General features: G+C 60.3%; 16 protein-coding genes. 1 reads left to right on the top strand and 15 read right to left on the bottom strand.

What is annotated here, in order from left to right; translation table 11 throughout:
- Positions 1-2: 2 nt before the first annotated feature.
- From U5A65_RS25420 to U5A65_RS25450, 7 genes are all read right to left on the bottom strand, one after another.
- Complete coding sequence (locus U5A65_RS25420; protein ID WP_321948027.1) at positions 3-740, bottom strand: gluconate 2-dehydrogenase subunit 3 family protein; 738 nt, start codon at positions 738-740, stop codon at positions 3-5.
- 73 nt (positions 741-813) lie between these two features.
- Positions 814-2,262, bottom strand: coding sequence for an NAD-dependent succinate-semialdehyde dehydrogenase (locus U5A65_RS25425; protein WP_321948029.1), 1,449 nt, complete (start codon positions 2,260-2,262; stop codon positions 814-816).
- Between the two features lie 64 nt (positions 2,263-2,326).
- A complete protein-coding gene (locus U5A65_RS25430) occupies positions 2,327-3,520 on the bottom strand; it encodes a YncE family protein (RefSeq protein WP_321948030.1) in 1,194 nt (397 codons plus the stop codon).
- Between the two features lie 44 nt (positions 3,521-3,564).
- Positions 3,565-4,938, bottom strand: coding sequence for a VOC family protein (locus tag U5A65_RS25435; protein ID WP_321948032.1), 1,374 nt, complete (start codon positions 4,936-4,938; stop codon positions 3,565-3,567).
- Between the two features lie 115 nt (positions 4,939-5,053).
- On the bottom strand, positions 5,054-6,292 hold the full coding sequence (locus U5A65_RS25440; RefSeq protein ID WP_321948034.1) for an MFS transporter: 1,239 nt from the start codon (positions 6,290-6,292) through the stop codon (positions 5,054-5,056).
- A 36-nt stretch (positions 6,293-6,328) separates the two neighbouring features.
- Positions 6,329-7,873: an acetolactate synthase large subunit gene (locus U5A65_RS25445; RefSeq protein ID WP_321948035.1), complete on the bottom strand. Its 1,545-nt coding sequence runs from the start codon at positions 7,871-7,873 to the stop codon at positions 6,329-6,331.
- Between the two features lie 77 nt (positions 7,874-7,950).
- On the bottom strand, positions 7,951-9,507 hold the full coding sequence (locus U5A65_RS25450; protein WP_321948036.1) for an altronate dehydratase family protein: 1,557 nt from the start codon (positions 9,505-9,507) through the stop codon (positions 7,951-7,953).
- Positions 9,508-9,633: 126 nt separating this feature from the next.
- Here U5A65_RS25450 and U5A65_RS25455 point away from each other — a divergent pair, with 126 nt between their 5' ends.
- Positions 9,634-10,545, top strand: coding sequence for a LysR family transcriptional regulator (locus U5A65_RS25455; RefSeq protein WP_321938756.1), 912 nt, complete (start codon positions 9,634-9,636; stop codon positions 10,543-10,545).
- Positions 10,546-10,843: 298 nt separating this feature from the next.
- Here the strand turns inward: U5A65_RS25455 and U5A65_RS25460 are convergent, their stop codons facing one another.
- The 8 genes from U5A65_RS25460 to U5A65_RS25495 all read right to left on the bottom strand — a co-directional run bounded on the left by U5A65_RS25460 (position 10,844) and on the right by U5A65_RS25495 (position 19,072).
- Positions 10,844-11,518 (bottom strand): DsbA family oxidoreductase, encoded by a 675-nt coding sequence (locus U5A65_RS25460; protein ID WP_321948037.1) that lies wholly within the window; start codon positions 11,516-11,518, stop codon positions 10,844-10,846.
- A complete protein-coding gene (gene adk, locus U5A65_RS25465) occupies positions 11,515-12,231 on the bottom strand; it encodes an adenylate kinase (RefSeq protein ID WP_321948039.1) in 717 nt (238 codons plus the stop codon). Before adk ends, U5A65_RS25460 begins: the two co-directional genes overlap by 4 nt.
- Before the next feature lie 152 nt (positions 12,232-12,383).
- Positions 12,384-12,938 carry an OsmC family protein gene (locus U5A65_RS25470; RefSeq protein WP_321948041.1) on the bottom strand — a complete coding sequence of 185 codons (555 nt, stop codon included), beginning with the start codon at positions 12,936-12,938 and terminating at the stop codon, positions 12,384-12,386.
- A 70-nt stretch (positions 12,939-13,008) separates the two neighbouring features.
- A complete protein-coding gene (locus tag U5A65_RS25475) occupies positions 13,009-14,751 on the bottom strand; it encodes a long-chain-fatty-acid--CoA ligase (RefSeq protein ID WP_321948042.1) in 1,743 nt (580 codons plus the stop codon).
- Between the two features lie 103 nt (positions 14,752-14,854).
- Positions 14,855-15,676, bottom strand: coding sequence for an enoyl-CoA hydratase/isomerase family protein (locus tag U5A65_RS25480; RefSeq protein ID WP_321938764.1), 822 nt, complete (start codon positions 15,674-15,676; stop codon positions 14,855-14,857).
- A 27-nt stretch (positions 15,677-15,703) separates the two neighbouring features.
- Positions 15,704-16,699 (bottom strand): MDR family oxidoreductase, encoded by a 996-nt coding sequence (locus U5A65_RS25485; RefSeq protein ID WP_321938766.1) that lies wholly within the window; start codon positions 16,697-16,699, stop codon positions 15,704-15,706.
- Between the two features lie 37 nt (positions 16,700-16,736).
- On the bottom strand, positions 16,737-17,552 hold the full coding sequence (locus tag U5A65_RS25490; protein ID WP_321948044.1) for an enoyl-CoA hydratase/isomerase family protein: 816 nt from the start codon (positions 17,550-17,552) through the stop codon (positions 16,737-16,739).
- A 20-nt stretch (positions 17,553-17,572) separates the two neighbouring features.
- On the bottom strand, positions 17,573-19,072 hold the full coding sequence (locus tag U5A65_RS25495; RefSeq protein ID WP_321948046.1) for a class I adenylate-forming enzyme family protein: 1,500 nt from the start codon (positions 19,070-19,072) through the stop codon (positions 17,573-17,575).
- Positions 19,073-19,095 lie beyond the last annotated feature (23 nt).

Genomic DNA, 19,095 nt, shown 5'->3' on the forward strand with positions numbered 1-19,095 from the left:
CCTCACCCCCGCCTGCCATCGATCGACACCGGGCCATACGGATAATGTGCGCCGGGCTGATCAATCCAGTCTGCGAAGTCCGCCCTCGCGCCTGGAAAACCCACCATCTTCCAGCCGACCATGCCCTTGTTGCCGCCGTAGATCGGATCTGCAAAGAAGCCTTCTTTCGTATTGCCGAGCAGGCAGGAAAAGAAGGTACGCGCCGGCAGCGAGTCGAAGTGAACCGTATTCGCCTCGATGGCGTGGAACACAGCCTCCTGGCTGGCGTGATCGAGTTGCGCGAAAATCCTGCCTCCGTACTGCTTTCTGCAATAAGCGTCGCAGTCGCGGATACCGTTACGGTAGATGTCGCGCGGTGTCAGGCTCATCTGGTAGCCCATCTCGGGAGCCTGGTCTGGATGGAACGGTCCCTGCATGTACCAGAGCTTGCCGTGTCCATAGGGCGTTTCCATCTGACGGTCAATGTATTCCGGCACGCCCGCCTTCAACGCTCCAGCGCCGAGCTCGTCTTCGGGTACAAGACGGTCGACGGCCGCCCGGATGAAGGTCCACTCATCCGAAGTGAAAAAGGTCGGATAGTACATGGCGCCGCTGTCTGCTGGACCGGTCGCTGTCGCCGGACCTTCCGGGCTCGTGCGGCTGCTGCAGGCCGATTGGGTCACTGTAACGGCGGTGGAAACGGGAACTACAGCGATCACCTGCTGCAGAAAGCGACGGCGACGCTCCTGATGTGCTGTCATCTGTGTCTCACGTAGAGGCTGCAAATTCCGAGGCAAGCGCCTGGCCAATCAGACATGAGCTCTCACATGCTGGTCACTCTATTGCCGATACAGAGACGGTCTTCACAGCGAGATAGGGCTCGAGCGCTTCCGGGCCACCTTCCGAGCCATAACCCGAATCGCGCACTCCACCGAACGGCAGTTCGGGCCAGGCCGTTGCCGCCTGATTGATCCACAACATGCCCGCATGCATCCGATGACTCAAGACGTGGACGTTCCTGACCGAGCGCGTAAACGCATAGCTGGCGAGTCCGAAGGGCAGACGGTTTGCCTCGTTGATCGCATCCTCGAGATTCGTGAAGCCCCGTATAGCCGCGATCGGACCGAACGGCTCATTGTTGAAGACGTCCGCGTCGAGAGGGACGTCCGTCAGCACGGTTGCCGCGAAGAAATTGCCTGTGGAACCGACGCGTTCTCCGCCCGTCGCGACGGTCGCACCGCACTCACGAGCATTACGCACGATGTCGCGCATGGCCTGCAGCCTCCGCTCATTGGCGAGCGGCCCAAGTTGCGTGCCCTCTTCAAGACCATGCCCAACCTTCAACGCCTGCGCATGGCTCACCAGGGCATTTGCGAAGGCGTCACGAATGCTGTCGTGCACGAGAAACCGCGTGGGCGAGATGCAGACCTGCCCGGCGTTGCGGAACTTGGCTGCACACATCACTCTCGCCGCAAGGTCAACGTCCGCGTCGTCAGCCACGATGACCGGGGCATGTCCACCGAGTTCCATCGTGACCCGTTTCATGTGCTGGCCGGCTAACGCGGCGAGCTGCTTGCCAACGACAGTGGAACCCGTGAACGTCACCTTGCGGATGGCGGGATGTGTAATCAGATAGCTCGAGACCTCGGCTGGATCACCAAACACGAGACCCAGTACGCCGGCCGGCACGCCCGCGTCTGCAAACGCCTTGATGAGTGCAGCTGGCGCCGCCGGCGTTTCCTCCGGCGCCTTCACCAGAAACGAACAACCAGTGGTAAGTGCGGCAGACAGCTTGCGTACGATCTGGTTGATCGGAAAATTCCACGGTGTAAACGCAGCGACAGGGCCCACCGGCTCCTTCAGGACCAGTTGCTGTGCCCACATGGTGCGGGGAGGCACTACGCGGCCGTAGACGCGGCGCCCTTCGTCGGCGAACCATTCAATGATATCCGCCGCAGACAGCACCTCAATGCGCGCTTCCGTGATCGGCTTGCCCTGCTCAAGGGTCAGCAGGCGGGCGATTGACTCCAGGCGGTCTCTGAGCAGCGACGCAGCGCGACGCATTGCTGCTGCCCGTTCGAACGCGGGGGTATTCTTCCAGCGCACGAAGCCCGACTGCGCAGCGACGATCGCCCGCTCGAGATCTGCGTGGCGCGCGCGCGCCACAGTGCCGATCACTTCGCCAGTGGCTGGATTCGTCACTTCGATGGTCGAGCGGTCCAACGACGGACACCATTCGCCGTCGATAAAGAGTTGCGTATCGGTATAGTGTGAAGATGTCATGATTGGCAATGGGAGGTTGGAATAGTCGGCCCGCGTCGTTTGCGCCCTGGCGTTACCATACGCATCAAGGCCATGCCGTTACCAATGCTGACGGGCCTGTGGGCGTCGGCATCTTCGCCATCACGTTGAGCTGGCTGCCGTTCCATCCGTAGACCCAGATCAGGTTCTTGCTGTTTTCCTGAACATATACCCGGGATCCGTCGCGAGAGAACGCGAGCCCTTCGAGGTAGGCGCCTGACTGGGCCTGGGCCACGAGCGACAGATGGCCATGGTTCACGGCGAACATCGAGAGATAGCCATACGTGTGGTAGAACGGTGTAGTCGAGCCCTTGCTCGATCCGTTTTCCGAGCCCACGGCAAGGAAGCGCCCGTCGGGCGAGAATTTCATCGGCTCTGGTCCGCTCGGCACCGCGGCGGTGTCGACCGTCCGGTACGGCGCGCTGGTCAGATCGATCAGGCTTACCGTATCCACGTCGCCGGCGCCGCGCCCCATGTTCGAGACTGCGGCGAGCGTGCGGTCCGCATTGACGTCGATCGTGAGCGGCGCGAGACCGGTGGTGATCGAGCGCTTGTCTTCGACGACCTTGTCGCCGTCGATATGCAGCACCGCCACGCGGTTCTGGTTCTGCACCGTCACCAGCACGGTCCGGCTGTCCTTGAGGAACACCGCACCGTTGGTGCCGCTGTCCTTGCCGATATCGATCGTGTAGAACGGTGTCAGCGTGTGGCCGTCAACCCTGAAGAACGACACCGACCCGCCGTTGCGGTTCGGGATCACAGCGTACCGGCCATCCGGCGACAGACGCACGGTAGTTGCGCCTGCGCCCGCGGGCAGGCGCTGCGTGATCGTCGCCTTTGCACCGTTGGGTTCGCCGCCCAGGCTGAAGACCGCCACCTCGTCGTTCGGCACGATCTTCTTCGGTGTGTCGTTGCCGATCTTCGACGAGGCGGTGACGATCCCCCACGACTCATCGGGCGAAACCCATACGCTCATCGGCGGACCGATCACACTACCCGGCATGTCGGTCGTGCTGAGCACGCGATAGCCGTTGTTCGCGACGTCCACGACCGTCAGCGTGTCGGGTCTGGGCGACGCGGAGGGCAGCAGTTGACCGTCCTTGAGTTCTGTATGTCCATCGTTGCTCGACACGAGCAGCTCGGCACGACAGGTCTGACTCGCCAGCGCACCGAGTGCGGCACAGATGAACACTCCGACGCTCATTGCGCGTCGCCCTTGCCATTGCGTACTTCCGATCATGATGTCGTCTCCTTTTGTTATGGCTTTCTGCGCCGCGGCCGAAGTCAGGACGCGACCTTCGTCTCAAGGGCGCTGCGCACCTGTTCCAGCGACTCGCGTGACGCCCGTTCGTACAGTTCCATCTCGTCGAGCACCGGGGCACCCAGAGACGCCTCGAACGCATACCGCGCACTGTTGCCTTTGCCATGCGTGCGGCCCGACTCGCCCAGGTTCGACTGGAAAATGCCGGCCGCGCTCACCGGCAGGAAGTCTTCATAAGTGACAGGCTGCGCCACGACGATGCCCGACTCGATCAGGCGTTCGAGGTCGAAACCGGCGCCGGCGTTCGCCATGTCTTTCAGGCGCGCGGCATCCTTCACCTCATAGCGGAAAAAGGCGAGACCCTGTTCGCGCAGCGCACCCAGGTCGTCGGGAAACGACGCGAACGCCTGCGTAAGGCGCACTTCGTAGCGCTCGTCGCTGCGCGCGTTCACCTGTGCGAGCAGTGTGTCATACAGCTCGCGTCCCTCACGGGTCAGCGCCATACCACGTTGCTCGATCTCGCCGAAGCGGGCAGTGTGCGTGCCATCCTCATGGCCGGCGCCATTCGGGAACAGGATCGCTTCCTCCAGCGCCTTGAAACTCGTCTGCCGCAACAGAATGGGATGACGTCGCGAAGGAGGCCCTTCGATCAGCTCTTTCGCACCGATCCCGCGGCGTGGCATCTCCACCTGCGCAGCGTCGATGTCGAGTGTTCTCGGCGTGAGGTGGTTGATATGCGGTCCCTTGAAACACACCACGTCGGCAATCAGACGATGAGCATCGTGAAACTCGCGGTAAGTGTCTGCGTCCACCGTGGCTTCACGATGCCAGCGGAACGTCTCCCGTACTTCCCCGACGAACTCGTCGGCTTCTTCGCTGGTCAGGCCGCCGTTCGACTCGAACTGACGCACGAGCTCCAGCGCCCGCGCCGAGAAGATCTCTCGTCTGGCGAGAATCGTTCTGGCACGCTCGCGCAGTGCTTCGTCCTCGATCAGTTCAAGGCGCAGCAGCGAGGTGAATACCCGGAACGGATTGCGCAGCAGCGACTCGTCTGCGACGGGCCGGAATGCGGTCGAATGAACCGGCACGCCGGCCGATGAGAGATCGTAGTAACCGACAGGCAACATGCCCATCACCGCGAAGATCCGGCGGATGTCAGCGAGCTCGCTCGCCTTGCCAAGACGGATCGCGCCGTGACGCTCCACCTGCAGACGGTTGCGCTCAGGTGCGCTGACCTGCATGCCATGACCGGCATCAGCCATCGTGCTTTCGTTGATGTCCGCGACGAGCTCCATCAACGTACTGTATTGAGGGACCTCGAGACGGTACATCTCGGACATCGCTTTCGAAAAGCGGCTTCTGATTTCGTCGCTATCGATGAACTGGCTTGCACACATGGCTATCCCATGAAAAGAGCGAAAAGAGGATGCCGTCCCCACCGCAGCGGGGAGACAGAGATCACATTGAGAAAGGAAACAGATTCCCTACGTCTCGACGCCACGACGTACGGATCTAGTAAGTCTTGCCCCGGATCAACAGAGCGGGAACCAGGCCGCAGGCGAGGAACGCCACTGCCATCAGCATGAAGCCGGCGTCGATGTGTCCCGCTGCACTGAGGTAGCCGATAGTCACGGGTGCCAGCACGCCGCCCAGCCGCCCGATGTTGTAGGCGGTGCCGCTTGCCGAGCCGCGCACGTCGGTCGGGAAGCTCTCGCTCATGAAGGTTGCGGTCACACCGTAAGGCATCCCGTAGAAGAAGCCGAAGATCGTCATCAGGTAGAGAATGTTGTCGGGCGTCTTGTAGAGGACGACGATCGGAATGAATACCGCAGTCAAAGCACTCGCGAGGAAGAACATCAGGCGTCGACCGATGCGGTCGGCGAGCCAGCCCGCCGCAATCTTCGCGAAGGTCGACGCGATAAAGGTGGCAATCAGGAAACCGGCAATCGACGAGAACGAGATGTGCATCTGCGACTGCAGGTAGGCCGGTATCCAGTTGACCACACCGTAATATGCGAACTGAAGCAGGGTCGCACCGATCGTCCAGACGATGAAGCGCTGGCGTTGCTCGGGGTTGTCGAAGATGCTCCGCAGGATCGAGGGTTGCTTGCCTGCACCACTGCGCGCCTCGGCCTCACGCTTGCGCTTCGCTTCGAGGTACGCGTCCGAATCGCGGATGAACGCGTGCATGAAGATCGCGAGCACCACCGGGACGGCTGACGTGAAGAAGAGATAGCGCCAGCCGTAGTGCGGCAGGATCGCACCCGCCAGCACCGAAGCCACCACATAGCCCACGGTCCAGCCCGATTGCAGCGTGCCGAGCACCGTCGTTCTGTGTTTGACCGGCGCGTACTCGAAGACGAGCGTGTTCGCGCCGACGTACACCGCACCGATACCGAGCGAGCCGATGAAGCGAATCAGCAGAAACTGCCAGTAGTCCTGTGTGAATCCAAGACAGGACGTACCCAGCGAGAAGATCACGGTCGCCACGACCAGCGAGCGCACCCGGCCGTAACGGTCGCAGGCCCAGCCGCCGACGATACCGCCCACCAGCATCGCAGCGAGCGAAGCACTCCCGAACGAGCCCGCCTGCACGTCGGTCAGGCCGAAGTCGTGCTTCAGACTGGTGAGGCTGAGCGCCAGATAGAGAAAGTCGATGCCATCCGCCAGCAGCAGCAGATAGGCGAAGACCATCACGGGAATCCAGCGGATCTCTCTTTCGGTCAACGTCTTGCTATGAACGGCTTCCATGATCTTCCTTGTCTCCATTGTTGTGGTTTGTCTGTCCTAGACGATCAGCTCGATCAGGAAAGGCTTCCTTTCCCTGAAGCTTGCCGTCATCAGATCCGCCAGCGTTTCCATGTCGTGCGCGCGAGCGGCTTCGACGCCCAGGCCGTTCGCCAGCGCGACCCAGTCGAGATCGGGGTCCGCGAGACTCAGCATGTTCATTGCGGTCTCGCCCGCCACAGCGCCGACGTTCTTGTACTCGTTGATGAGAATGTTGTATTTGCGGTTGCTGATGACGATGGTCGTCACGGGCAGCCGCTCGCGCGCCTGGGTCCACAATGCCTGCAGCGAATACATACCCGCACCGTCGGCCTGGATGGACACCACGCGCTGTTCGCCGCCGGTCCCGATCGCCGCACCCGTGGCAATCGGCAGTCCGTCGCCGATCGCGCCGCCCACCAGGTGCAGCCATTCGTGAGCCGGCGCCGCGTTCGAAAACGCGTAGAAGCCGCGGCCGTACGACACGCTTTCATCCGAGATGATGGTGTGCTCAGGAATCACCGCCGCGATGGTCTGAGCGAGCTTCTCGGGCGACGGCGAACCGCTGGCGACCTGCGCTCGCTCGCCATGAGAAGGCAACTTCACGGGCGGGGCGTCGAGTGCGTCGGCGAGCCGCGACAAGCCTTCCAGCGCATTCTGGTCCGGCTGCGTCAGGACCAGCAACGCAGCGTCCGGTCGATACTGGATGGACGGCTTGTCCGGATACGCGAAGAACGCGACCGGCGGATTCGCGTTGACGAGGATGATGTTTTCATAGGCGCCGAGTACCTCGACCGCACGGTCCGTCGCGTACGGCACGCGCTCCAGTGCCAGGGCGCCTTCGCCGCGCTGCACGCGCGGCGCGGTGTAGTCGAGCATGATATGCGCGCCGGTCGCGCTCGCAATCCGCGCGGCCAGCGCCTGGCCTTCGCGCAGCGCGCCCTTGCCCGACAGCAGGATCAGCGTTTTGCCGCCGTTGTCCTCCAATGCCCTTGCAGCAGCATCGATCGCTGCGGAGGCGACATGCGGCGGCTGCGGAACCGGCACGGCCGCGGCGACTTCGCCACCTTCGTTCCATGAGGTGTCCGACGGCACGATCAGCGTCGCGATCTGACCCGGCGTCGTGAGCGCGGCGGCGACCGCGTGCGCCGCGTCGCCGCCGAGCTTGCGGCTGTCGCTGCTGGAACGGACCCACTGCGAGACGGTCTCGGCCATCGCAACGGTCTTCGCTGTCAGTGGTGCGTCGTACTGCCGGTGGTAGGTTGCCTGGTCACCGACAATGTTCACGACACCGCTGCGGGCGCGATACGCGTTATGCAGATTCGCCATGCCGTTGGCGAGGCCCGGTCCGCAATGCAGCAACGTGCAGGCAACCTTGCCGGAGACGCGGTAGTAACCGTCCGCCATGCCGGTAACGACGTTTTCCTGAAGACCGAGCACGCACCGCATGCCGGGACTTTGATCCAGCGCGGCAACGAAATGCATCTCGCTCGTGCCGGGATTAGCAAAGCAGGTATCTACGCCGGACTTCAACAGCGTCTCGACGAGACTCTTGGCTCCATTCATGGCAAATCCTGAATATAGTGAGGGCTATCTTTTGACGGATGCGTACGTCCGTATGCGAAGGTTCGGGACACAGGCGCTCAGATGCACGCGCCCTGAATCCACGGCGCGAATTCGGACTTGCCGAAATCCATCTGTTCGCTCTTGCTCTTTTCTCCCGAGGCGACGTGCAGTAACAGATCGAAGATCCGTTGCCCGCATTGCTCGAGCGTCTCCGTTCCGTCCACGATTGTGCCGCAGTTGATGTCCATGTCGTCCTGCATGTGACGGAACATCTTCGTGTTGGTCGCGAGCTTGATCGACGGGGCCGGCTTCGCGCCGAAGACACTGCCCCGCCCTGTCGTGAATGCGACGAGGTTGGCTCCGCTCGCGATCTGCCCCGTCACCTGGACCGGATCGAATCCAGGTGCGTCCATGAAGACGAAGCCTTTCTGCGTCACCGGTTGTGCATACTCGATAACCTCGCGCAGATTGGTGCTGCCGGACTTCGTCATCGCGCCCAACGATTTTTCCAGAATCGTCGTGATGCCGCCGGCCTTGTTCCCCGGCGTCGGATTCGCGTTCAGCGAAACGTTCTCGCGTTCGGCGTATTGCGTCCACCAGGCCATCCGTTCGACGAGCTTCCTGCCAATCGCTTCGTCTTCGGCGCGGCGCGTGAGGAGATGCTCCGCGCCGTACGTCTCCGGCGTCTCCGACAGGATGACCGTGCCGCCATGGCGCACGAGCAGATCGCTCGCCGCGCCGAGGGCAGGATTAGCGGTGATGCCCGAGTAGCCGTCGGAGCCGCCACAGATGAGGGCGACCGACAGAGCAGACGCGGGCACCGGCTCACGCTTCACCTGATTTGCGAGCGGCAGGCATTCCCTGACGCTTCCGACGATGTGTTCGATCGCCTTCTGGCTGCCGCCGATCGACTGGATGCTTAGCGACACGACGCGGTCCTGCAATCCAGTCCTGTCGAGGAAGGTCGAAACCTGGTTCACCTCGCAGCCGAGGCCCACGACGATGACACGAAAGAAGTTCGGATGGGTCGCGTAGCCCGCCATCACGCGACGCAGGATCTGCAGCGGCTCGCCGGAACTCATCCCGCAACCGGTCTTGTGCGTCAAGGCGACCACGCCGTCGACGTTCGGGAACGCGGCGAGCGGATCTTCCCCCGTCAACGGGTTTTTCTCGAAGAAGCGCGCAGCCACCTCGGCCACGTGCGCGCTGCAGTTCACCGTCGACAGGATGCCGATGTAATTGCGCGTGGCGATGCGCCCGTCGTCGCGTACGATGCCGTTGAAAGTCGCAGCGGGAGAGATGAAGTGTGTCGGCTTCCTGTCGATGCAGAAGGCGTAGTCCTTGTCGACTTCGCCGATGCTCAGGTTATGCTCGTGCACATGATCGCCTGGCACGATCGGGCGCGACGCGTAGCCGATGACCTGACCGTACTTGCGCACCGGTTCGCCTTCCTGCAACGACCGGATCGCGATCTTGTGCGCAGCAGGAATGTCCTGGCGGGCAGAAAAGTCCGGCGTAAGGCGCTCGCCCTCGCGCAGTGCGCGTCTGCAGATGGCCACGCTATCGTCCGGGTGCAGCTGGATCAATACGTCGCTCATGGTGGCCCGCTCGTCGCCGATGCTGATGGTCGACATGACGTCTCCTGGTATTGTGGGTCGGGAACTCGTACACTGGAGTTCGACTTGTTGTTGAGCAGTCTAGGGGCTCGGCACATGAGCGTCCAATTCCCTGTTGATATCCGGTGATATAAAATCTGGAATATGATCCAGCTCATTCACCTGCGTTGCTTCACCATGGTTGCGGCGGAGCTCCACTTCGGGCGCGCCGCTCTGCGGCTCAACATGACGCAACCGCCGCTTACGCGGAATATCCAGCTGCTCGAACGCGAACTCGGTGTATCGCTGTTCGAACGCGACCGTCGCTCGGTCAAGCTCACGGCAAGCGGCAAGGCGTTTCTGCCCGAAGCGGAGGACATCCTGCGGCGCGTGCAACATGCGCAGCTCACGGCGCGACGCGCACGGGGTGGCGAAACGGGCAGCGTCACGCTGGGCTTTCTGGCGGTGGCCGCCTTCAGCGTGCTGCCGAAGGTCGTATCGGTCGTACGGGAGGAGTTCCCCGGCATCGAGCTGGAATTGAAAGAGATGACCACGCTCGACCAGATCGACGCGATCAACGCCGGGCGGCTAGATCTTTGCCTGATCCGGCCGCTCACGATGAGTCCGCCGGGGCTCGAGAGCGTGTGCCTGCTGCGCGAGCGTTTCGTGCTGGCGATGCCGTCGGATCATCCGTTGACACAGGAAAGGCGCCTCACGCTTCGCAGCGTCGACGGCGAAGCGCTGGTCATGTACTCGCCGTCCGATGGCCGCTATTCGTATGAGCTGCTGGCCGGCCTGTTCCGTGCAGCGTCGGTGACGCCGCGTTACGTGCAGTACGTCGCGAATACACACACCATGCTTTCGCTCGTCAGTGGGGGAACCGGCATTGCCCTCGTGCCGGAATCCGCCAGGCGGCTGAAGTTCGAGAACGTGGTGTTTCGCGCGCTGCCGATAGAGCCGCCGGTGCATGCGGAACTGTTTCTGGTGTGGCGAAGCAGCAACCCCAACAAGGCGTCGGAGTTGCTGCAGAAGAAGCTGATCGAGGAGCTGCTGGGCTCATCGGTGGACAAGGGTTAGCCCGCTTCGCGCGCGGCGAATCTGCGATGGTCCGCCGTCATCCCTCCAATTGTGGACCGGATAAGAAAAATAATCCCGCCCCAAACTGGAACGATGTCCACGGAGTACGCCCCGGCGGCTTTTCAATTGTGGGCAATTGTGATTCACTGGATTGCCGTGCGACGCATCACCACCGGTGCTAATCGACTGCTGCGCCGGATTTGATGATAACTGGCTCCCACATCGAGTGGGCCTCGCTGCCACCCCATGCGGAACAGCGTCGTTCCAAGCGGTGACGTCGCCTTGATAGCTCACCCTATCAGCTACAGCCATCCAGACCGCACGATTGCCCCTGCACCTGCCCTTGTGCATCGATACTCACAGCGCTTTCCCGCAACGCTCTTTCAAAGATCCGCGTGGGTTGAGCGCCCGATATATATGTCTTCGCATTAAAGACGAAGAGAGGCACCCCGCTTGCGATGGCGTTTGCTTCCATCTCATCCTGTTTGATTTGAGCCAACAGCGATTTGCCCTCAAAGTCGACCTCACCGGGTCTTATTCCAGCATCAGCACCAATTTGTAAAAGCACTGCACGGTCGAAAATATCTTTGCCGTCTGTTGTGCCAGCCTGGAAAAGCATCTCAGCAATGCTCGCCCTCGCCTCTCTGGAAGCTGCGGACTTCACGAGTGCATGGGCATCTACCGTGTCTCCAAACCGCATTGAGTCAAATCGATACCTGAGCCCCTCCAGTTCAGCCTGGTCTGACACGGCACCCATCATTTCGGCTGCCTGTTTGATTGAGCCGAATTTACGCGCCAGCGCCGTCGCGAAGTCGGTTGGCATCATCCCCTTGGCCAGGCGATACGCCTTCAACTCGACGACTACTTCAACCTCCGTCTCAACTGCCCTTATTGCCTGTTCGAGTCGCCGTTTTGCTATCCAGCACCACGGGCAGACAAAATCTGACCACACGACCACTTCAACCCGCTTCATGAGCCCCTCCGGGTAAACGTTCCGGTATCCAGCGCCTCAACATCGACTCGCGCAATCGAATCGACGATGCGCTCGTGCACTTCATCGACTCCGCCAAGCCCCAAGATCCTGTGATAGAACGGTGTCCTAGGCTGATGAGAAGCGTCTGTCGAACATCGCCTTTTTGAGTAGAAATCGATAAGCGGACGGGTCTGGCTGGAATACACAGAAAGCCGGCGACGAACCGTCTCTTCGTCATCGTCATCACGTATCGTGAGCGGCTCGCCCGTGACGTCGTCAAGCATCTCTCGCTTGGGCGGGTTGTACTTCACGTGGTAACTTCGGCCAGAGGCCAAATGCACCCTACGACCTACCATGCGCTCTACGATGTAGTCGAACGGCACGTCAAGCTCGATGACGTGGTCGATGTGGACGTTGGCATTCCTGAGCGCATCGGCCTGAGCGACAGTGCGTGGAAATCCGTCGAACAAATATCCGTTCATGCAGTCAGGTTCGCGAAGGCGGTCCTCGACAAGTCCAATCATGAGCGCGTCGGGAACGAGTTCGCCGGCATCCATGAACCGCTTGGCCGCAACCCCAAGCGGTGTCTGTGCGCGAACGGCGGCGCGCAGCATGTCCCCGGTCGATACTTGGGGGATCCAGAACTTCGTTCTCAGCAATTGAGCCTGCGTTCCTTTTCCGGCGCCCGGTGCGCCGAGAAGAATCACTCGCATATATTTCTCCGTCTCGGGGACACCTGGCCGCCCCCAAAAACCAACCTGCAGCGGTCACGCGGGCCCGTAAGTGCTGCGTAACCCTATGAGCGGACGGCACACGCTGTTGCTGCCTGGAACACGAAGTGCCGTCCTGCACGTGGTATCGTTGGTTACCTGAGATGCGTCACGACGTCCACGGGGTTCGCAAGCGTGTCACGAATCGGCGAGTGCTCCTGCAACCTCACGACAAGGCGCTCGAGGTCGGCTTTGGGGGTACCGGGGCTGTCGAGAGCGACGTCGACGCGAATCTGCTTGGCGCCAGGTCGAACGGACTTGTCGATACCGAGAAAGCCGCTCAGATCCACATCGAACTCAAGCTCAACGGCGATGTTCTTCAACGCGATACCCTCCTGCGACGCCAAGGCGGCAAGGGTCACCGCGTAGCAGCCCGCGAGTCCCTTCATTATGTATTCTGCCGGACTGACCGCGGAATCTGTCCCGAGAAGCGACATTGGCTCGTCGCTTTGCAGCGTGAACTTTCCGCGGCGGCTCTCATCCTTGTTGCCAGCCTGTGAGATGGGTCCCGTCGTGGAAACCAGGCGCAGATCGCCTGCAGACTTGCCTTCCAGCGAGAATGTTACGTGCCCGAGGCTTCGGTCTTGACGGACCGCGTCAATCGTCTCGGAAAGTGCTTTGGCGTCAAGGAACGGGTGTACATTGGACATTAGATGCCTCCTGGTAAAGTCAAAATTACCGCCGCACGGCAGCGGGAAGAAGAGTGAAGCTTGAAAGCTGTCACGACGTTGATGTTGACGTTGCGGAACTGGTCACCACATTCGGCTTAGCGGTCGATACCCAGCTAAGGTTCGATTCGGCAAGCTGACGCATGCGTTTCTTGTCAGCCTTGCCAACAGCCGTGCGAGGCAGCACGTCGACGAACGCCCACTTGTCTGGTATCCACCATTTCGCGACCCTCGTCATCAGGTACTCCTGAAGGTCAGCTGGACCGATAACCTTATCCTTCGCGACAACGACGATTGCCGCTGGGCGCTCTTGCCATCGATCATCCGGCACCGCGATGACGGCGACATCCAGGACTTCGGGGTGGCTACGAATGGCATCCTCAAGTGCTAACGACGGAATCCATTCCCCGCCCGACTTGATTGCATCCTTCATGCGGTCCGAGAGGTGGATAAATCCGTCCGGGTCTACGGTGCCAAGGTCGCCTGTTCGCAGCCATCCGTCCTGAAGATGGCTCTCGTCGTCGGTGCCCAGATATGAGCACGTGACCCACGCACCCCGAATCTGTATTTCGCCAACCGCCACGCCATTGTTCGGCAGTTCTGTACCGTCGAGGTCGGCAACGCGAACTTCCAGCCCGCACACCACACGCCCCTGAGCTGAAGAACAGCGCTGGAGGTCGTCAACGTCGGTAGCCCATGCCGGCGTTTGCGCGATTGCAGACATGGATGACGTTTCCGTCATGCCCCATGCTTGAACCATGCGGATACCAAGTGCCCGGTAGTCGTCGGACAACCGGCTCGGGACCTGCGCTCCACCACAGCTGATGGTCCTCAATCGTCCCAAATCGATGAGGCCTCGCTCACGCATCGTCGAAAGCACGTCTGACCAAATGGTAGGGACACCAGCGGCCACTGTCGGTGACTCAGATTCAATGAGATTAATGAGGGCCGACGGCTGCAACGCTGTCCCAGGCAAAATAAGGTCACATCCGGCCATCAATGCTGCGAATGGAAGTCCCCAGCCATTCACGTGATAAAGCGGGACCGCCGGTAGCAAACGGTCAGTACTGCTGAGCCCCACGGAATTTGTAGTGCAGAGACTCATCGCCTGAAGCCAGATGGACCGATGGCTGTAAGCGACGCCTTTCGGCAGACCTGTTGTCCCGCCCGTGAAGCAGATAATGGCCGCGTTGCCTTCATCGATATCTGGCCAGTCTACTCGTGGCTGCCCTTCTGCCAGAAGCTCCTCATAATCGATGACCTCGAATCCCGATTTTGGAGACTCGCCAGACGTCCTGGCGCCTACGGTAACCAGAAGTTTCAGATTCTCCAGTTCGTCGGCGAACGACCAGAACTTCTCGAGATTCTGGCTATCAACGATGAACACTTCATCCTTGGCGCACTTGGCCATGTACACCAGCTGGTCGGAGTGCAATCTCGTGTTGAGGGTGTGAAGGAGGCGTCCACTCGCGGGGACGCCGAGATATGCCTCCAGATGCTCGCGCGAAGCGCCGGCCAGCGTTCCGACAACCGTATCCGTGGGGAATCCACGTCGTTCGAGCGCGTCAGCGAGCCGGCCCGCGCGGAACGCCGTATCAGCAAAGGTCTGCTCGATTCGCTCTCCAGAAGAAGACACGGATACCAGCAGTGAGCGACCGTTGACGCGGTATGCATGACGCATCAACAACGGAAGGCCGAGCTGATTTGCCTGCATGGTGCTTTTCATCATTGTCTCCAATGATTCGGATACCAAATTAATAAAATCTGACGCCGAACTGTTCTTGTTCAATGGCACGGCAAGCGCGCTGCTCCTCGGAACAGCCGAAGCATAGCCGTGCGACGTGCAACAATCGATGGCGGTGCCCTATCGGTGATAGCGACACCGCCGTGGTTTCGAATCAAAGCTTGCCGTATCGAGAATCACGCCAATCGAGTGCCTTGCGAAGGCCCTCGTCCTTGACTCGCTGCGCAAAACCGGCCTTTTCGGGAGAATATGCTGCGTTCAGCGTGGCTGCGACGTCCAGATTTGCATTCACCGCCTGTCGCAATCCCATAGCCTCGTAGGCGCGGGTCAGGGCAATCTTCGTCAGCTTGAGCGTGATATTCGGGGTAACGGCAATCTTCTTTGCGAGTTTTTCCACGGTCTCAAGCAGTTCGTCCGGCGACACGACACGATTAATCATGCCAATTCTCTCCGCTTCGGCAGCCTGGATAACGTCGCCCGTCAGGAGCAGCTCGTTGGTCTTTTTCTGACCAATAAGGAACGGCATAAGGATGGTGACCGGGCCCGAACCGAAGCGGATTTCAGGCTCACCAAATTGGGAGCGATCAGTGGCAATGACCATATCGCAAGCCATCGCCAGCTCACACGCTCCAGCCAGGCACCATCCGTCAACCGCCGCGATTGTCGGCTTGTGCGAGGCCCATACCGACATCGACAGGTCTACGTTACGCGTGAGGGCGTTGTGCCAGTCTTCCGGCCGCTCGATGCCTGCAGCGACTTCCTCGGCAATGTCATAGCCGACCGAAAATGCCTTCCCTGCGCCCTTGATGACGATGACGCGAACTGCATCGTCGTCGTTGAGCTTCTGGACCCATTGACGCATCGTGATGACGACCGTTGAGGACAGGGCGTTGAGCTTGTCCGGACGGTTAATGGTCAACCAGGCGATACCGTCTTGCACATCGCACAATACAACATTGCTGGAATCTTCTTGCATTTCAAGTCTCCGCTTATGTAGTCGTTCTCAGTTCACGTCAACGAGGACGCGGCCGCGCAGCTGGCCTGCAAGCATGGCTTCTGCCGCAGCGCCGACTTCTTCGAGTCGGACCGTCTGCGCTGTGATGCCATCGAGGAGGTCGCCGGGCAGGTCGATAACAATTCGATTCCACGCCATGACGCGGTCCTTCGACGGGAGCATGACCGAGTCCACGCCCAGGAGCTTCACGCCACGAAGGATGAACGGCATGACGGTCGTCGGCAAATCCGCGCCACCTGCAAGCCCACACGCCGCCACCACTCCGTTGTAGTTCATCTCGGCAAGCACACGTGCCAGGACCTTCGAGCCCACCGTATCGATTGCGGCAGCCCATTTCTGGCCTTCGAGCGGACGAGGCGGGTCAGCCCATTCCGGACCATCCACAAACTCCTGCGCTCCAAGCGCCTTCACGTACTCATGCTTGTCAGTGCTGCCGGTGAGAGCGGAGACACTGTAGCCCAGCTTGCTCAGAATAGCGACCGCGACGCTGCCAACGCCGCCAGCCGCGCCGGTGACAAGAACCGGACCACTCTGCGGAGTGACGCCAGCGTCTTCAAGCGCGTTCACGCACAGCATGCCCGTGAAGCCGGCCGTGCCAATCATCATGGCCTGACGCGTCGTAAGGCCCTTCGGCAGCGGCACCAACCACTCGCCGCGGACCCGCTGGTACTGGCTGTAGCCACCCCAGTATTTTTCGCCGACGCTCCAGCCTGTCAGGACGACCTTTTGACCCGCTTTCAGTTTTGGATTCGACGTCTCGACCACCTCCCCCGCGAAGTCGATACCCGGAACAAGGGGCCACGACTTCACAATCTTGCCCTTCCCCGTAACAGCCAAGGCGTCCTTGTAGTTGAGGGTCGAATATTCAATCTTGACTAGCGTGTCTTCACCTGGCAGCGCATCGAACGTGAGGCTCTCGATGGCAGCCTTGGTCTTCTTGTCCTCTTCGCGAAGCACCATTGCGTTGAAAGTCTGTTCAGACATCAGTTGTTCTCCTGTCAGATGTTTGTGATAGCTGGCGTCAACCTTCGAATCGACGGTCGCGCCATCGGATAGCTTCGCGCATACCCTGCTCGCGAGCGACTTCCATGAATGCCTTCTTGTCGGGCGACCCTGCCGACTCGATTGCATGGTCGATATTGAGGGAGTGGCGTAGGGATTCCTTCATGCCCCTCACCTCGAAACTATGATTGATTGCCCGTTTCGTTGCGCGGACCAGATTCGGGTCGATGACGCACATCGTGCGTGCAATGCGTAGTGCCTCAGTCAAATGCTCGCCATCCGGGACAACGCGATTGACGAACCCTAGTTCGACTGCCCTGCGAGCATCGATGTGGTCGAGACCAGTCAGGATAATTTCCTTTGCCTGCTTCGGATTAGCCATCCAGGGCAGGAGCATCGTGACGATGCCCGCGCCAAACTTCAGTTCGGGCTCTCCGAAAATAGCGGAGTCGGCTGCTACCGTGATGTCGCATGCAAGCGCAATTTCAAAGGCACCGGCAAGGCAGGCGCCATGGACGGCAGCGATAGTTGGTTTCGGGCAGTCCCAGAATCGCATCGTCGTATTGAAATCCCGGTCGAGAATTTCGCGCCAGATTGCTTCGCCCTCCGGCCGTGCCTCCATCTGCTCCTTGAGGTCGAAGCCGGACGAAAACGCCTTACCCTCACCTGTCACGACGATTGCTCTCACGCGTCCGTCCGTTTCAGCCCGATCCATCGCAGCGTTGATTTCCTCGAGCGACTTCTTTCCGAGCGCATTGAGTCGTTCGGGTCGGTTCAACGTAATGGTCGCGATGAAATCGCTGACGTCGTATTTCAGCGTCGAGAAGTCAGTCATTGCGGTCTCCCATCCTGTTTTCACGAACGACCCACAAGCGGTACGAGCGCGCCGCCTGTAATCATGTTTCGAAGGGCGCCGCGGTCGGCCTTCCCAGTTCTACCAACAGGTAGTCCCTCGCCCACATAGATGTAGTCAGGCAACTTAAAGCGGTCAAGCCGTGTCAGGAGAAACGCACGCAGCGGATCGGCGTCAATGGCGCAGCCTGAATTGGGGACGATGAGAACGTGAATGCGTTCGCCGAGAATCTCATCAGGCGCACCGACGACCATGCAATCATTTACCGCGTCAAACTGCTTGATTGCGCGCTCGACTTCCATGGGGGTGACCTTGTTGCCTCCACGTGAGATAAGTTCCTTGGAGCGGCCCATGAGACGGATCTGGCCTTCACCGTCGAGCGCCGCAAGGTCTCCTGTTTTGAACCAAACACCGGCAAATGCCGATTCAGTGAGTGCGGGTTCGTCGAGATAACCGTTCATGAGGAAAGGGCTATTGATTTGCAATTCGCCTACCTCCCCTGGAGCCGCCTCCTGCCCTACTTCGCCGACCACGCGATACCGTACACGGCTCGACGCAAGCCCCAAAGAGTGAGGATTCGCCTGTCTGTCGGCCGGAAACTGGAAGAAGTCACACGTCAAAGTTTCGGTGAGGCCGTATATGTTCACAAGGTCCGTCTCCGGAAACAGATTGGCAACCTGCGCTGCCAACTGCTCACTCAATTGCTCGCCGCCCGTGAGAACCTGACGCAGGGCTGGGCATGACGGCACGAACCCCGGACATGCGCCCACCCCTTGCGAAAGCACGGCAAGCATCGCTCGCAGCATGGTTGGCACAACCCCAACGCGATGTATGCGTTCGTTGCTCAGTTGTTCCAGCAGAAGAGCCGGAACAAATTTCTCCGGCAATACAATGGTCCCCCCGCCCATCAAGGTCAGCAGGCTGACCCAGATCCCAAAGCTGAAGGTGATATTGAGCAGTTGAAGTGTGCGCTGGCCGCGACGGAAATGAATCATCGCGTCGATTGCCCGGAGTTTCCCGGAGAAAGCATGATGACCGACCACGACCCCTTTCGGGGTACCCGTGGAGCCCGACGTGAAAATGACCAGTGCCGCGCTGGAGAGTTCCCCCCGGGGTCGTGGAGGCATTTCACCGACCTGAATTACCGGACTACCGTTAGCCTCCGCACAACGTGCGAGGTCCACCGCCAGTCGGGCCCCTGTCTTCTCGCGAATGCTGATGGCCATTTCGGCTGGTGACATCCGATGAATCGGAACCACTACTCCTCCGGCCAACCATACCCCAAGGAAGCCAGCGAGATCGGATGGGTGGTTAGAGACGGCGACATGGACAGGTTCATCTTGCTGGCAGCCGTGCTTCTTCAGGGCATGTTCGACTGCGTTCGCTTTCTCCAACAACTCCTGATAGGTCAACGTCGACCCTACAGCATCGATCGCAGTCGCAGAATAGAACTTTCGGCACGCCGCTGCTAGCAGGAAACCAAGGTTATGCATTTCGTCCATGAGCTTTAGGTCATAAAAGTGGG

This window comes from Paraburkholderia sp. J10-1, assembly GCF_905220165.1.
Classification (GTDB): Bacteria; Pseudomonadota; Gammaproteobacteria; order Burkholderiales; family Burkholderiaceae; genus Paraburkholderia.

What these genes read in the sequence shown, in the direction of transcription:
- U5A65_RS25480 (WP_321938764.1), bottom strand. Translation starts at nt 15,676, where the DNA reads ATGCAAGAAGATTCCAGCAATGTTGTATTGTGCGATGTGCAAGACGGT.
- U5A65_RS25470 (WP_321948041.1), bottom strand. Translation starts at nt 12,938, where the DNA reads ATGTCCAATGTACACCCGTTCCTTGACGCCAAAGCACTTTCCGAGACG.
- U5A65_RS25435 (WP_321948032.1), bottom strand. Translation starts at nt 4,938, where the DNA reads ATGTGTGCAAGCCAGTTCATCGATAGCGACGAAATCAGAAGCCGCTTT.
- U5A65_RS25450 (WP_321948036.1), bottom strand. Translation starts at nt 9,507, where the DNA reads ATGTCGACCATCAGCATCGGCGACGAGCGGGCCACCATGAGCGACGTA.
- U5A65_RS25455 (WP_321938756.1), top strand. Translation starts at nt 9,634, where the DNA reads ATGATCCAGCTCATTCACCTGCGTTGCTTCACCATGGTTGCGGCGGAG.
- adk (WP_321948039.1), bottom strand. Translation starts at nt 12,231, where the DNA reads ATGCGAGTGATTCTTCTCGGCGCACCGGGCGCCGGAAAAGGAACGCAG.
- U5A65_RS25485 (WP_321938766.1), bottom strand. Translation starts at nt 16,699, where the DNA reads ATGTCTGAACAGACTTTCAACGCAATGGTGCTTCGCGAAGAGGACAAG.
- U5A65_RS25440 (WP_321948034.1), bottom strand. Translation starts at nt 6,292, where the DNA reads ATGGAAGCCGTTCATAGCAAGACGTTGACCGAAAGAGAGATCCGCTGG.
- U5A65_RS25420 (WP_321948027.1), bottom strand. Translation starts at nt 740, where the DNA reads ATGACAGCACATCAGGAGCGTCGCCGTCGCTTTCTGCAGCAGGTGATC.
- U5A65_RS25445 (WP_321948035.1), bottom strand. Translation starts at nt 7,873, where the DNA reads ATGAATGGAGCCAAGAGTCTCGTCGAGACGCTGTTGAAGTCCGGCGTA.
- U5A65_RS25460 (WP_321948037.1), bottom strand. Translation starts at nt 11,518, where the DNA reads ATGAAGCGGGTTGAAGTGGTCGTGTGGTCAGATTTTGTCTGCCCGTGG.
- U5A65_RS25490 (WP_321948044.1), bottom strand. Translation starts at nt 17,552, where the DNA reads ATGACTGACTTCTCGACGCTGAAATACGACGTCAGCGATTTCATCGCG.
- U5A65_RS25495 (WP_321948046.1), bottom strand. Translation starts at nt 19,072, where the DNA reads ATGGACGAAATGCATAACCTTGGTTTCCTGCTAGCAGCGGCGTGCCGA.
- U5A65_RS25425 (WP_321948029.1), bottom strand. Translation starts at nt 2,262, where the DNA reads ATGACATCTTCACACTATACCGATACGCAACTCTTTATCGACGGCGAA.
- U5A65_RS25430 (WP_321948030.1), bottom strand. Translation starts at nt 3,520, where the DNA reads ATGATCGGAAGTACGCAATGGCAAGGGCGACGCGCAATGAGCGTCGGA.